The following is a 15,799-nucleotide window of genomic DNA, read 5'->3' as shown; positions in this document are numbered from 1 at the left end:
CGAAAAATAGCGTAATGATGTCATCGTGCTGAAACTTAGTTGAATAAAGCAATAAATGTTGCACAAATACGACATTCGGCACGTATCCGAACTTGAGTATCTGTTTTCATCTGGTAGATTCTCAAATATTGTCTATTTTTCATACATATTAGAATGGCCAAAGGAAATTTTTGATCTAGAGAAGTAGATTTTTGCCTATGCCCAAAAACTGTCATTCGTTTTAATTAGCAAAAATTTACCTAAAACCACAAAGAATTCTAGTGGGATATGGCCAGTAACTCTCTATAATTAGAAATTTCTGCGCGCCCTCTCAAGGAGATTCCCATGCACAAGCCAGCGATCTGGACCCGACTACACTATGCTCTTTTGCTATTGCCTTTATTATTCCTGCTTGGTTGCGCCACCAATCCGGTCACAGGAAAAAAAGAACTTCGTGTTGTTGGTGAAGATACCGAAATAAATCTGGGCATCCAGCAATACAACCCGGCTCGGCAGTCGCAAGGTGGCGACTATGTGATTGACCCGCAATTGACCAAGTATGTCCAGGGCGTTGGCAATCGATTAGCCAAAGTGAGTGACCGGCCGTTACCCTACGAGTTTCAAGTCATCAATAGTTCGGTGCCTAATGCCTGGGCCTTGCCGGGCGGCAAGATAGCGATCAATCGGGGCTTGTTATATGAATTGAATAGCGAAGCCGAACTTGCTGCTGTGATGGGACATGAAATTGTGCATTCTGCTGCTCGGCATGGTGCCAAATCCATGGAACGCGGTATGTTAATGCAATTGGGCATGATTGCCGTTCAGGCAAAAACCTACGACCACAAATACGCCAACATGATCAATGCGAGTACCCAATTGGCCGCAGGATTGCTCAGTCAAAAGTATGGCCGTAATGCCGAACTTGAATCCGATTATTACGGCATGCAATACATGCACAAAGCCGGGTACGATCCAAATGCCGCCATCGATCTGCAAGAAACCTTTGTGCGAATATCGGAAGAAGCCGGACGCGGCAATCCCGGGTGGCTGGAAGGCTTGTTCTCTTCCCACCCGCCTTCGCAGATTCGGGTTGAGAAGAATAAGGAAACAGCCGCTGCATTGGGTAGTTCGGGTGAGTATGGACGCGAATCCTACCGGGCCGCGACCAGCCGTATAATGCGTACCAAACCCGCCTATGAGCAATACGATGAAGCGGTAAAAGCTTACAAGAACAAAGATTTCAGAAATGCTCAAGCACTGGCCAGTCAAGCCCTGCAAATTGAACCACGCGAAGGCAATTTTCATGCCTTGTTAGGTGAAATAGAATTACAAAGTAATCGACCCCGAGCTGCGTTGCCACATATTCGTAAAGCGCTAAATGCAAACCCGAATTTCTTCATGTATCACTTGCAAAACGGTGTAGCACTATATGACACCAATAAACTTAATGAATCGTATTCGGCCTTCGAACGCAGTTTGAAATTATTACCAACCGCAACTGCCCATTCAGCCATGGGTAAAATTGCCGAACAATCCGGTCGGCAGGATCTAGCCGTAAAACATTATGAAGCAGCCGCTCAATCCAATACCCAGGCCGGGCAAGCCTCGGCTTTCCGCTTGGCCGAGATCCAGTTACCGCGCAATCCGGGAAAATACATCCTGACCCAGGCTCAGGCCGACAGCTCGGGTAAAGTGTATCTATTAGTTAAGAATCAGGCGCCATTTGCGGTTGGCAATGTGCAAATAGTTTCGGGGATTATCGACCCGCGTACACGCCGAGCATTACAAACCGCGCCAGTGAATATAAATCAGGCTATACCTGCCGGACAAACCATCCGAGTGCCAGTTAATCTGGGACCTGTCACTACCCAGGCACAATTACAGGCCATTCAAAGTAAAGTTCAAAAAGCCCAGGCCGCGAGGTAAGCCTTATGCGTTATTATATTTTTATTGCAGCGTTATTAGTGTGCCTAACAAGCACTGCGCCCAATCATGCAGAAACCGGTAATGCAGTAAACCACTGCATTTCTATCAATAATGACACAGAGCGTTTGCTCTGTTATGACCGCTTGTTTCGACCGCATAAGGATGTAAAAACTCCAGAAGCTGTAAAGACTGAAAAAGAACCAGCAAAAGCTCCTGTCAGGTCAGCGTCTAGTGCAGTCACTCCCGACCATTCAAGCCGGGATCAAATCAGGGAAAATAATTTTGGTAAAGTCATTCACGAGGATGCCACTGACAGTATCGAATCTATTCTGGCCGGAAATTTTAAAGGCTGGGGAAGAAACTCGGTTTTTGTCCTGGAAAATGGCCAGACCTGGCGTGCAGTGAGCAGTAATGCTCGCACCAAAAAACTGCCTAAAGCCCTGATTAAACCAAAAGTGACTATCTCGCGTGGAGCATTTGGAAGTTATAATTTGAAAATTGAAGGAGTCAGGGGAAAGCTCAAAGTCAGAAGAGTTGACGACTAGCGAAAACCGAAATCCGGCTTGGGACTAATATCACTGGGAATTGTGACTCGGTAACTTTCTGCATTGAAAGGATTTGTTCCATGCCAAAAATAGCTTGGAAACAAAACATGCATTCCAGCCTGCGGACAGATGCATGAACCGGTTTCTTCATTAGCGCCCAATTGCAATGAGGTTTCACCAAACTTGATCCAGCCAGCACGATCCGGATCGTCCGGGCGAATGGTTTCTGGTACTTCAATATAAGAACAGTTTGAAAGCCAGCCCTGAGGGTGCATATGATTGCTGTGATACCCCCCGCTTTTTAATTTAACCGACCAACTGCCCGCGTGACGAAATTTGCCAGTATTTCTGGACAAAAATGGATGCCTGGAATCGTGTGGCAAATCATTGATATATTCCTGAATACTTTGCGTAATAACTTTTCGATAATCCTGAATCACTGTATTTTGAATATTCAACAGGCGTCCTACCGTTTGGGTACCGTTTTTAACACTTTGATCAAGAGGCTGTCGATTAGTTTTATGCTGCCGAGCAATAACACTGCTTAATTCCACCAAAAAGTGTTCCAGATCATCATAACCATCAGGACAGGGTATCTGTTTTATACCGATAAAATTCTTGTAATCATTGAGCCATAAACAGCGATCATCCCCCTGCAATCGCCAGCAAATACCTTTATAGGACCAGATCTCCTGATTATACGGTTCCACTTTCCCGGCAAGATTTAATTCCTGCAAGGCAGCTTTGTATTCTTGTTGCCTGATGAGATAATTTGCTTTATCAATTCGGAATCGGCTATTTTCGGGTTGCAGCGAAATAGCCTGGTTTATCAGACTAATGGATGCATCAGGATCATTGAGAAAATTTGCAATAATTCCTTGCGCATGGATCAGATTTGCCTGCTTGCCGATCTTGTGTACAGCTCTTGTCGCTACAGTGTTGGCTTTTTCGTATTGCCGGGACAGGATTAATTGTGCAATGTAAGAAAAATAGAGTTCGGCAGAATCCGGATCCCGGTCAAGACTGTATTCGTACGATTGTAAGAACTCACCATCTCCTGAGTTCTCCCAGTACAGTTTGTTCAAAGCCTCATGCGCCGGGACATACGCCGGATTCAACCGGATTGATTGCAATAAATCTTTTTCCGCAGATTCAAGGTCACCGATATCGTACTTGGCACAGGCCCGGTCAAATAACAATTCCGGTGCTTGTATTTTTTTATTTTCCAAATAACGATTCAATGATGTCACTGCTTCATCCGAAGCATGCGCCTCTCTCAAGGCAACTGTTTTGTTCCGTAAAACCTGTAATTCAAGCGTGGTGTCTACGCCCTGGTGACCGATAATCCGATCAAATGCCGATAAGGCACCGGTGTAATCTTCCACACCGGTTTTGGCTATACCCAATATCTGGTACAACGACAAGACCGATGCATGGTGTTTCAGAGCCTTTTGGATAACTGCGATTGCGCCCTCAAAATCCTCTTGGGCATTTAATAAAATAGCAAGGTTCAACCAGGCATCAAGTAATTGTGGATCCAGCTTGATTGCCTTACTGTAATATTTAACTGCATTGCGATTTTCATTAATTTCGACCAGTAAATTTGCATAATTCGATAAAGTCACGGCCTGTAATGGCTGACTTTTGAGGCTTTGTTCGAAATATTTTTTGGCCAGATCTGGCCGTGATTTTGCCTTGTAGATCAGGGCCAGCAAATGCAAAATATCCGGGTTGCGTTTATCTTTTTTTTGTACACGCAAACCCAGTTTCAATGCTTTATCAAAATATCCTTGCTGAAAATCCTGTACTGCCTGTTGAAAAAGTAAATTTATTTGGCTCATTACAAAATAAACACAACTTGCCAGTTATCCTGAATACAAGACATCTTTCAGAGGGCCAAGAAAATCCGAGTAATGCTTCCAGTGCTCAATGGCTTTTGTGTAAACCGGTTGTCGCACCTGTTCTGAACTAACCGTCGCCACTGCCCGGGTATTTTTGTGAAAATCAACACACGCCTGCTCGAATTCGAGTCCGCAAAAATCCAGCATATTACGTACGCCCGCATTAACATCCTGAATTAATTCCTCATATTGAACAGTTAATATTTTACCCTGGAACACCGAATTCCAGTGATCCATCAACTCCAGATAATCACGGTAATAGTGGCCAATATCTTCAAGACTGTTTGAAAACCGGTGTCCTTTTGCAAAATGTTGTTTATAGATACTGAACCCGCATGCCATGGGATCACGCCGCGCATCAATAATTTTAGCATTTGGCAAGATTGCCAGGATCAGACCAATGTATAAAAAATTATGCGGAGTTTTGTCAATAAAATATGTTCCGTTCTGACGATATATTTTTGTGCGTCTGATGAATTCATTCCCAAAATTTTCCAATTCCTCATTTGATAAATGCGAGACTACTTGTGGAAAACCCGGGATTTTACCCTGATATTCAAGATTATTGATACTCCGCACCATGGAAGTCATTTCAGTCAGTTCCATGGTGGGGTCAACCAGACTGTGGCTGCCTAGTATTTGTTCCAGCAAAGTAGAACCTGAACGTGGCAGACCAACAATAAAGATCGGGGAATTAGCCTGAGAGCCATGCGGAACCCTGTCGTTGAAAAATGCGGTATTAAAAACGGCTTTATTTGCCTTAACCATTTCGCTGGTCTCAGCTGACTGGTAATTATGGGATTCCTTGATAATTATATTGGCTTGTTGGTAATAGCTGAATGATCTCGCATACTCGCCCTTGTCTTCAAGGGCCTTGCCCAGGGCAAAATTCAGGTACGAGACATTTGCAGTATCGTTGTTGCTTTCTGAAAGCAGATGCGTGATTGAACCGATCTCTGCATCTGAAAAAGCATAGGTTTTCAAATTCGCCAGATTCCAGTAAGCCTCGCCCAGTTCTGGTGCCAACTGCAGTGCTTTATTAAATGCCTTGATCGCCTCACTGGTACGTCCCAGAATTCTCAAACTGACACCGTATCGCAGTTGTAAAGTTGCATTTTGCGGATGAGCCGATATCAATTTCTCATAGAGTTCAGCGGCTTTTTCAAATGCGCCGATCTTGACCAGGATCGCCGCTTTTAGCGAAACGGTTTCTAGATGATCCGGTGCAAACTGCAACAAATAATCACATTCTTTTAATGCGGGCGGGTAATTACCAACCTGAAATAGTGCATTTGCCAGATCAAAATGAAAAATCGGAAGATTGGGATTGATTTCCAGACAACGAATCAAGAAACTTACGGCCAGCTCGAATTTTCCGGCTTTACTCGCCAATGTGGCAAGTAAATTGAGATTTGCCAGGTCATCTGGATGATGTACACGAATCAGGCGACAGAGTGTTTCCGGAACAATAATATTGCCCTGTTTAAAATATTCAAGCGCCAGAAGAAAAACAGAATCTTTATCATTTTTTGACACCTCTGAATATTTATCCTGAATTGCAGCTGCCTTTTCAATCGCAGCGGCTGTTTTACCTGCATCAATAGATGCAAGCCCTTTAAGATCAATTTTCAGGTTCTCTATTCTGCTCATATTCACTGGCTTTGCTGGTTAACGAGTTTATGTAAATTCTTCACCGCTGCCTGCTCTTGGTAATTTTTCCAGCGGCCAGATGAACTTGCATACAACGGCTGGCGGATCTGCCAGGCGCTTGCTGTGCGTACCGGGTTATCCAGTTTTTCGAACTGCAGGCAGTTGTCATGCCACGGCAATCCCAGATAATCCAGCATTTTGGAAATTTCATCTCGTGGAGATACTATTAATTCATCATAATTCACCGTATACAACGCATCCTTGAACAATGCATGCCAATGTTTTTTCAGGCGTGAATGCTGTTGGTAATGATGATATATATCTTCCAGATTATTCGCGTAATTCATTCTTTTCTGCAGGCGTGTAAAATACACTGATAAACAATTATCCAGCGCATTTCTTTCGGTGAAAATGATCCTGGCATGCGGAAACATGGCCTTGATCAGGCCTATGAAGATTAAGTTATCCGGCCTCTTATCTGTTATGTATCGGGCATCTGGATGCCTGGCAGTTGCATTCTCAATGTACGATTTTGCGTATTGACGTAATGTACTGCGGTTCAGGTTTTTTGCGGCTGACGGGAATGGTGAAATATTGTTTTCTACAAGTTTCAAAATATACTCTTTTTCACCACCTGCAGAAACCTCGGGGTGCGAGGCCAGGATCTGCTCTATCAGGGTTGAGCCAGAGCGGAACATCCCGCAAATGAACACTGGCGTATCTTTTGACACATTATCAAACCTGGCAATCCAGTTTTCATCAAAAAATTCAATGATGGCTGCAACAAACGATTCATAATCTGTATGGCTATACGTGCTTAATGAATTTTTCTCAAGCTCATTTGCGCGGCGATAAAAATCAAATGCTTTATCAAATTTTTCACAATCATCGTATATTTTACCCAGCGCAAAGCCAAGGTCGATTTTGTCCACCATTAAGGTTTCAGTCGAATCGAATAAAGCGTGCATTTTCTCAATACTTCCATCATCACAGGATTTATATTTATTGATATATGCCATGCGCGCCAGGGTTTTTGCGTTTGCTGGCTGCAGATCCAGGATCTTTTGAAAACACTTTATTGAGTTGTCCTTGTGTCCCAGGTCTTCATAATAATTTGCCAAGTTATATAATGCCGGTACATAGACAGGATTTGCTGCCAATGCATCCTCCAGGTATGCCCTTGCCTGGGCATAATCTTGCAAGTCCTCGCTGCAGATCACAGCCATATTTACATACACTTCCTCCGGTCGTGCGATCTTCAAGTCGAGGGCTCTTTGATAACTATCCAGGGATTTTTGAAAATCAGCATTTTTTCTTGAGTAAAAAGCCAGATTGAAATGTGCATCCGGTGATTTTGGTCGTTGCAATAACAAGGCATGAAATACATCACAAGTTTCAGACCAGTTTCCTAACCTGGCATGACAATTAGCCAGTTGGTCATAATAGGCCTTTTTAAATGGGTTAATCCTGACCAGCTTGTTTAGGTTATCAATGGCATGATCGATATTTTCCAGATGCAGATTCAGGCCCGTTAACTCAACCAGAATTTCCTCCGATTCGGGGTAGCTGACATGCAGATCGTAATAAATTTTAAATGCCTGCATGATGGCTCCTTCCTGGATGTGACGCCGGGCAAGGTCTATTAATTCATGTTTATTCTTTATTTGTGCTGTCACTGATCTAATAATTTATATATAAAAGACTATTTTAATGCATAAAGCATACTTGGTTATATGCGAGTGAGTAAATTGCAAAAAAAAACAGCGGGCTAGAAGCCCGCTGTTCCCATACTTCAGTATTAATTTACTAATTAATAACTGAAAGTGACAGTACCGTGCAGATAACGACCTAATACATCGTAGAATCCTGCAACAGCGTTACCGTTGCTAGACAAGGTTCCACCAACTAAAGGTGGCTCTTTATCCAGTACGTTTGATACACCAAAGACAAATCCGATATTATCGGTCAAGTCATAGGAGCCAGACAGATCCAGATAGCTTTGTGCATCGAGATTGTCATTAGCGATTGTATCAACGGTACCATAGTAATTTACATTACCGTAATAACGCCATTTGGCTCTGGCTGTCCATGGCCCACCATTATCGTAGGTCAGGTTAAGCGTATGACGCCAATCCGGTTGAGGGAAGCAATCTGTGCTGATATCACCAACGCACTCATAATCTGCCGAAGCGGCTCCCGGCAATGGAGAGAACTCTTTAGACATCATGAATGTACCCAGTAGATCAGTACTCAAGGTGCCGCCAAAGAGATCAATTTCATAGCGTGCAGCCAGATCGATACCTTCAAAATGACGTGATGCCAGGTTGATGTTGGTCGCTTGTACAAATGTAGAGCTACCATCACCCAACCACAAGGTACCTGTGGCGCCACGACTGATGTTGCTACAAAGGTCCGGATTACCGGTTAATGCACATTGCTCAACCGTTAATTCTGCACCAATTGCACCAATTACATTTTCCAGCTCGATATCCCAATAATCCACAGAGACTGTCAAATTCTCTATAGGATTAACGACAGCACCAAAGGTGATCGTATCAGCTTTTTCAGGCTTCAGATTAGGGTTACCACCGAAGATACCGTTGTATTGACTAGCTGGGCTTAATGCGATGTTACCGTATTGGGCAGCCGTTACACCGGTGTTGGCACACTGTGCTTGACTCAGGATTGGAGAGGCACCACCACAAGGGTCAGTACCGTTCCATAAGCCTTCACTTTGTGGAGCAAATAATTCGCCCACATTTGGCGCACGGATCGCACGGTTATAGCCGGTACGGATTTTCAGATAATCAGTTGGCTCATATACCAAACCTGCTTTGTAGGTATCGGTGCCACCTGATGGGTTGTAATCTGAATAACGATAGGCCAGGTCAACTTGAAGGCTCTGATTGCCTTCCAATACCGGGATAGAAACCTCGGTAAAGATCTCGTCTACACTGATCTCACCAACAATGCTTTCAGTTGCTCCACCTTGACCGAGCAATAAACCATCTTCAAATACAACATCAGAGTTACGCTCGAAAGTATTGTTACGGGTTTCAACACCAACTACGAGTGCAACTGGTGTATCCGCTGCTGGCATTTTCAGGTTGGTTTCACCGGCGACAAATGCAGTGAATACGCTTTGACTTGTAATACCAGTCAAGGCGCCAGCTGCGGTCAGGTTATTAGCCTGTTCCGGAGTAACACCATTCAAACGGAATACATCATAAGTACCTGCTTCCAGTGCTTCACCGATATTGGGAGCAAAGAAGTCATTGATGTAGTTCGAGCTTGATGAAGTCTGGCCATGAGTGTAAGACACGTCATAGTCCCAGTTCTCGGTCAATGCGCCTTTGGTACCAACAGCAATACGGAAAGCATTGTGCTCCAGGATGTCGGTACGTGGGCCACCCTCGACATTACGCTTACCAATGTAGGCGAAGATCGAGTCGGTTGCAGGATCCAGTCCAAAACGTGTGCTTAATTGGTTCACATGGATTGGATCAAACAGACTTGAAGTCAAAGGGATCTCGTACAGTTCAGCGAAGAAAGTACCTGACTCAGCGATCTGGGCCTTGGTACGGTCATGCGTGAACATGGTTTCGATGTATGGCTTGAAGTTTTCATTCACTTCATAATCGGCGAATGCACCCAAAGAATAACGGGTGTCAGGACGCATGAAATGGTTAACCGGAGCATAGTTGTACGGGTTGTTCAGGAAAGCACCCAAACCACCGGCAACATCAAAGCCGTTACCGCCCTGATCCAGGGTCCAGTAATCATAATCCGTAAAGACTGGATCAACGGTTAGAATGAAGTTAGGTATTACTGCGTTGAATGAACCGCCACAAGATGTACCGGCATTATTCAAGGCACAAGAAGTGTAATCACGTGCTTCTTGCTTGAGTTCTTCATTGTCACGCCAGGTCGCATAGGCAACTGCATGACCTTTTCCATCACCAAAGTCAGAACCAACAGTCAATGCAACATTGCGGGTTTTGCCGTCAATACCTGAACTGCCTGTAGGATAATCAAAACCACGTGCATCCATTAATTCCTGAATGCCTTTGTTGTCATTATCGTGTTGATACCCTGAACCGCCAATTGACAACTCAAAGCCGTCAAAATCTTTTTTCATGATGAAGTTAACAACACCGGCTACAGCGTCAGCGCCATAAGTTGCTGATGCACCACCAGTCAAAACCTCAACTCGATCGATCAATGCAGATGGAATCTGGTTGATATCCGGTGCTTGGGAATAGATGCCGCCTGGTTGCATACGACGACCATTAACCAGTACCAAAGTACGGTTAGCGCCCATTCCACGCAGATCAAGACTAGCTGTACCACTCGAACCATTCGAGATGAATGAGGTTTGTGCAGCTTCAATAGATGGCAGGTTATTCAGAAAGTCTTCTGACCTTGTGAAACCAGTTACTTTAATATCTTCTGCAGTTGTCACACTAACCGGACTAACGCTTTCAAAACCATCACGCACAATACGTGAACCGGTTACCGTTACCTCTTCGATATTTTCATCAGCATCGGCGGCAAATGTAGTTGCTGGCATTGCAACGGCTAACGCTGCACCAGTAAACATTGCTGCTTTTACTGCCTTTGATAAAGGATTGATATTCATTTAATTTCCTCTGGGTAAATCCCAAATTAGTTTTAAATATTATGGATAGAATAGAGAGCCGAAACGGTTATTATTATCAACAACTAATCGATTCAGATTAGAGCTATTTATCCCCTAAAAAAACGCTCACAAGACTGGACTAAAAACTCTAGTCACAGGCTTGTAAAGTGGCTCTACTTTAACACAGCTTGTTGCTTTTTCGTCTCGAGGCCAGAGCAAGTACTATCTCAATCAGACACCGAACATCATAACCTATTGTTTTAATTGAATTAATGCCAATAATTCGGATATGTGGTTGTTTTGGTACATGTGCCACAAAATAGACAAAAAAGCGCAAATAAAATACCCGATGTTGTAAAAAAATCACAACATCGGGCTATAGGCAAATCATTGATATTATTGATGCTGTTAGTAAAACCTGATCAATAGAAATAGGATCTTATCGATTAATTCTCAAAAAACCGAGTTAAAGATCTTGAGCACACAAACAATCCGCATACACGCCTAAGGGGTCGTTATATTGAACCAGTCGTTCCAGTTGTTGATTCAATCCCTTTAAGATCGCACCAACCGTTCCCTTCTGCCACTCGGGCGCTGACTCCACGTATTTGCTTGCACCTGAGGCCTTGGCAAAAAAGTTGATCGCCAATTGTTCCGAGAAGGATAATTCTTTTTTAATGTACTTGATTTGGTAATCCTCAAGATCGGCTAATTCGGCCGCCGCGGCAACAGCGTCTTCAAAGCTACCCAGTTTATCCACTAAACCATTCTCCAATGCATCCTGCGCGAACCACACCCGGCCACGGGCAATCTTATCCACCGCGGCCTTGTCCATGCCACGGGCGTCGGCTACTTTGCTGATGAAATCATCGTAGCCGTGTTCGATGTTGGCCTGGATGATACGGGCAACGTTCTCATCCATGCCACGACCCAGTTGCAAGGCACCACTCAGTTCTGTGGTGCCGATGCCATCAACGTGCAAACCCAATTTATCCAGACTGCGTTCAAAGGTCGGGATCATGCCGAAAATACCGATCGAACCGGTGATGGTTGAGGGCGTCGCCCAGATCTCGTTGGCGGCCAGTGAGATCATATAACCACCCGAGGCCGCGACCGAACTCATGGATGTGATCACCGGCCTGCCGCTGTCTTTGAATTCCTGAATGGCATTCAAGATCACGTCAGAAGCAAACGCGCTGCCGCCGCCCGAGTCGACTTTCAAGACCAGGGCCTTAACTGTCTTGTCATCGGTCGCTTTACGGATCAGTTTACTGGTGGAGTCCCCGCCAATACTTCCGGAGGGCTGACTGCCATCTAAAATGGTTCCTGCAGCAACCACCACCGCGATCTTGTCGGCTTTTTTGGGTTTTTTGACCTTCTTGAGTTTGAGGTTGGCCGTATAGCGCTTGGTTGAGACCTGTTTAAAGGTACTCTCTTTCTTATGCTTACCCACTTTGTCGATCAACATTTTTCGGAATTCGGTGCGCTGGCTTAATTTATCCACCAGCTTATTATCCATTGCCGCTTGTGAAAAACTACCGCCGTTCTGCTGCATGATGCTGTCGAGATTATTCGAGTACGCGGTAATTGCACCGGCTTGCAATTCCCGTTCAGTTTCCACATCCTTGCTAAAGCTGTCCCACATCGCTCCCATCCAAACCATGCTCGAGGCTTTGTCTTCTTCCGACATATTATTGCGAATATACGGTTCCACGTAGGATTTGTACTCACCCACTTTGAACACATTCCAGTCGATGAGTAATTTATCGATGGCTTCTTTGTAAAACATGCGATACCGCCCGTAGCCTTCGATCAAGACCGCGCCTTGTGGATGCAGATGGATCTCATCAGCCAATGCCGCGAAAAAATATTGATTCTGTGACATAAAGTTGGCATACACATACACAGGCTTGCCACTCGCTTTAAACGCTTTGATCTCTTCGGCCACAACCTGCATCTTGCTCAAGCCACCTCCGGTGAATCGGTCCAGGTCCAAAACTATGAGCGGGATCTTGTCATCCTTGCTGGCTGCACGAATGGTATCGACCAGTTCTTTCACCGTGGTTTCCAGGACCGGTTGCCCTTGCGCATCGGCGATAGCCAGTTCGATCGGGTCACCCGACAATTCCTCCACCAGACTGCCCTGCAAAGACAAAACCAAAGCAGCAGGCTCGCTGATCGGTTTGGGCGTACTGCCTGACATACCGGCAAAAATAAACGCAAAGATCATTAACAATAAGAGCAAGTGCAAAACGCGCCGTACAATATCGAATGGACGCCAGATCCAGTGAAAAACCTTGCCAATAATTCCACGCTCTTTAGTTTGGGCTGCACTCATAATGATTCCTGTTGCTGTATTTGGATTTCCCGCGTGTAGCGCGGGCCTGGATCAGGGATAAATTAATTCGATATTATAGGGTGAAATTCGGGAGAAATTTTGCTGAAATGGGCGGTTTTCGACATTATTCAATCAATGAGAAGCTCATCCATAATTAATGTACGGCTGAGTAATGTTCGAAACTCACCACTCGCCGCTATTGGGCATCGACGCCCAGGGTTCAGCTATTTCCAGCGCCGGCCCTTTTTGCAACAGCTCGATAGAAATATTATCCGGCGAGCGCACAAACGCCATGCGACCATCGCGTGGCGGACGGTTAATGACAACGCCGGCTTGCATCAGTTTTTCGCAAGTTGTGTAGATATTATTCACTTGATAAGCCAGGTGTCCAAAATTGCGTCCGCCGGTATATTCTTCGGAATCCCAATTGTGGGTTAGCTCCAGCATCGGGCAATTCTTGTCACCATATTGTTCAAGATCATCACGACTTGCCAAAAATACCAGAGTAAATTTACCCTTGGGATAATCGTTTCGTCGAATTTCTTCCAGTCCGAGATAATCACAATAAAATCTTATTGAGTCATCGAGATCAGAAACTCTGACCATAGTGTGTAAATAACGCATGATGTTTTCCCTTTTACAAATTGTCGATCAAGCATAAAAAAAGGCAGCCTAATGGCTGCCTAAGATAGAGTATACGAGTGACTTTTACAATACTGTATCAGTCAAAAGGGCTATTTAACTCGACACTCTATATTTTTTAAAAACTGATGCATAAGCGTGTTAAAAAACCATCCGCCCACGTAACCTGCTTTTCTTGGCTGTGTGAGGTTTCAAGAAGGTTCCTGCTTGTTTCAACTTGAGCTTATATTCTTTTTTTGTCTTTATATCTATTTTATCTTTTTTATCTTTTTTGAAAAAAGCAGTTAGTTTTTCAAATAATGATTGCTCACCGATAGTCGAGTCAGCAGTAGCCATTGAGGTCATACCTGAAGAGGCAGATAAAGAGGTCGCAATAGTCAAACTACTCATACTCGTATATGAAGTCGAGATCTTACTGGAGCTTGTGCTTGATGTTGTAGTTGTAGTTGTTGCCAACTCAGAACAATCCAGCGTGGACTCCGAATCCACCATGCCTTCCAATATCCAGGTATTGATGAGTGAGCTGTCGTTGTCTTTGCCATTACCCTGCAACTTTCCACAGTCTTCCGGTCCGTCCATATCGCCATCGGAACAAGACAGATGGTATTTGCTTTCACCTAACTTGCTATTAGTGTTGGCATCAAAAATTTCCCAGAATACATCGTTGGGTGACCCGGCATATCCGCTCACGCTGAGCTCTCCATCAACGCTCACAGGCACCATATCCGCAAGCATGGTACTGCCCACCGAGCCTTTCCATGCGGTCACCTTAATATCGCTACTTCCACCCCAGATCATGGTCAGTTGATCGATCGGCTTGTTGCATGCGAATGGAGGTCCGGGAAGCTCGCCCGAGAACTCGACCGAGCAACCGGATTCAAACTCTACCAGAATCGAGTACTCGGCATTGGCTGCGTCATTCTCGAATTTGAATTTGAGGGTGTCGGTGTCTCCAGGTTTGATGGCGCGTTTATTTATATCACCCTTCCAACCCGAATCGATCACAACCCCAAGGGCGTTGTATGCAAAGTCACCTTCGTGAATGGTATCCCCTTCACGCTTGACTTCTATGAGGGCTCCATTGGCGGCAGGCCAGGTGATGGTGATTTTCTCGATCACCACATTCAGATCCCCGCTGTTGGTCACATCCATGCGGAATTCCTGGTTGTAGGTTTCGAGTAAGCCACCTTGCACATTACACACATCCAGCGGACACATGCGACCGTTGTTGACACTGGTGCCTGATATGATCTCGAAATCACCAAGAATCTGCCCGGGTCCAATTGGTTTCGAGCAACTGGTGTGGAACTTGCGATGGAAGACACCATCCACGTAGATGCTCACGTCGTTATTGAACTTGTCTTCACCCGGGAGTTTGGTGATCACGATCTCGTCGCCCGGATTCACCATGCCACCAAACAGCAACTTAGACGCATCCGAGTTATCGTTTTTGTCGTAGATCTGCACCATGGCCGGAGCCACACCCTGATATTCAAAGGTCAGGTCGGTCACGCCACCATCGCATACATCGCAAGGAATGACCGTAAGCGTATCGGTGCTTTCATCAGTATCCACTGGTGTTGATGAATCTTCTCCCAGAACCGTTGCGGTATTGTCCACCATCGAGATTCCCGGCGTGGCTCCACAGGATTTGTTTAATTCACCATTGCCGTCATATTTATTTACATCAAAACTCGCGATCTGCCAGTTGACATCCACCCCTTCTTCAGGCCCATTTGAGGAACCCCAGCCACCGGTAAATGAATCTGAGCAAGAGAGATGCAATTCAAAGGCTGGGTCGTCAATTCCTACAAGTGGTACGCCCGGTGGTGGGTCAAATACCAGGTTATTTTTCTCATCGGATTGATAATTAAATACATCGACTCCATTTTCATCATACAGAGTCATTGTTCCACGAGTGGATCCTGTCAGAGTATATCCATTTACAAATTCGAATATGACCTCTGCTCCATCAATCGTGCCGAAGGACGATGCATCCGGCAGGTCTGGCACTGGTGAATTGGCCAGGTATTCGACGGTAATCAGGACACTGCCACTGCCAGCAGGAATGTCAACTGTACAATCCACCATCTGACCACTGCTCGCCGTACAGTCCGCATCAGCCGAGGTCACACTCAGAACCGTTAATTGGTCATCCACCAAGTCGGTGATGGACACA

At 45.0% G+C, this 15,799-nt stretch carries 9 protein-coding genes; 2 read left to right on the top strand and 7 right to left on the bottom strand.

The window, feature by feature from the left end; translation table 11 throughout:
- Nucleotides 1-324 precede the first annotated feature (324 nt).
- Nucleotides 325-1,905: a M48 family metalloprotease gene (locus HKN88_04960; GenBank protein ID NNC97402.1), complete on the top strand. Its 1,581-nt coding sequence runs from the start codon at nucleotides 325-327 to the stop codon at nucleotides 1,903-1,905.
- A gap of 5 nt (nucleotides 1,906-1,910) precedes the next feature.
- Complete coding sequence (locus tag HKN88_04955; GenBank protein NNC97401.1) at nucleotides 1,911-2,450, top strand: hypothetical protein; 540 nt, start codon at nucleotides 1,911-1,913, stop codon at nucleotides 2,448-2,450.
- On the opposite strand, the gene HKN88_04950 is transcribed toward HKN88_04955, so the two are convergent.
- The 7 genes from HKN88_04950 to HKN88_04920 all read right to left on the bottom strand — a co-directional run.
- The gene (locus HKN88_04950) at nucleotides 2,447-4,291 is read right to left on the bottom strand and encodes a tetratricopeptide repeat protein (GenBank protein NNC97400.1); all 1,845 of its coding nucleotides are present in this window, start codon (nucleotides 4,289-4,291) and stop codon (nucleotides 2,447-2,449) included. The genes HKN88_04955 and HKN88_04950 overlap by 4 nt on opposite strands.
- Before the next feature lie 24 nt (nucleotides 4,292-4,315).
- Entirely contained in the window at nucleotides 4,316-6,001 is a 1,686-nt protein-coding gene (locus HKN88_04945; protein NNC97399.1) for a tetratricopeptide repeat protein, read from the bottom strand.
- A gap of 2 nt (nucleotides 6,002-6,003) precedes the next feature.
- Nucleotides 6,004-7,677 carry a tetratricopeptide repeat protein gene (locus tag HKN88_04940; GenBank protein ID NNC97398.1) on the bottom strand — a complete coding sequence of 558 codons (1,674 nt, stop codon included), beginning with the start codon at nucleotides 7,675-7,677 and terminating at the stop codon, nucleotides 6,004-6,006.
- Nucleotides 7,678-7,811: 134 nt separating this feature from the next.
- Nucleotides 7,812-10,640 (bottom strand): TonB-dependent receptor, encoded by a 2,829-nt coding sequence (locus HKN88_04935; GenBank protein ID NNC97397.1) that lies wholly within the window; start codon nucleotides 10,638-10,640, stop codon nucleotides 7,812-7,814.
- Between the two features lie 466 nt (nucleotides 10,641-11,106).
- Nucleotides 11,107-12,978: a signal peptide peptidase SppA gene (gene sppA, locus HKN88_04930; GenBank protein ID NNC97396.1), complete on the bottom strand. Its 1,872-nt coding sequence runs from the start codon at nucleotides 12,976-12,978 to the stop codon at nucleotides 11,107-11,109.
- A 183-nt stretch (nucleotides 12,979-13,161) separates the two neighbouring features.
- Entirely contained in the window at nucleotides 13,162-13,602 is a 441-nt protein-coding gene (locus tag HKN88_04925) for a lactoylglutathione lyase (GenBank protein ID NNC97395.1), read from the bottom strand.
- Nucleotides 13,603-13,761: 159 nt separating this feature from the next.
- The coding region (locus tag HKN88_04920) for a hypothetical protein (GenBank protein NNC97394.1) at nucleotides 13,762-15,799 on the bottom strand (2,038 nt) is incomplete at its 5' end.

The organism is Gammaproteobacteria bacterium, from assembly GCA_013001575.1.
Lineage (GTDB): Bacteria > Pseudomonadota > Gammaproteobacteria > Steroidobacterales > JABDMI01 > JABDMI01.
The sequence above is the reverse complement of the archived record's forward strand: the minus strand, read 5'-3'. Positions and strand labels throughout refer to the sequence as shown.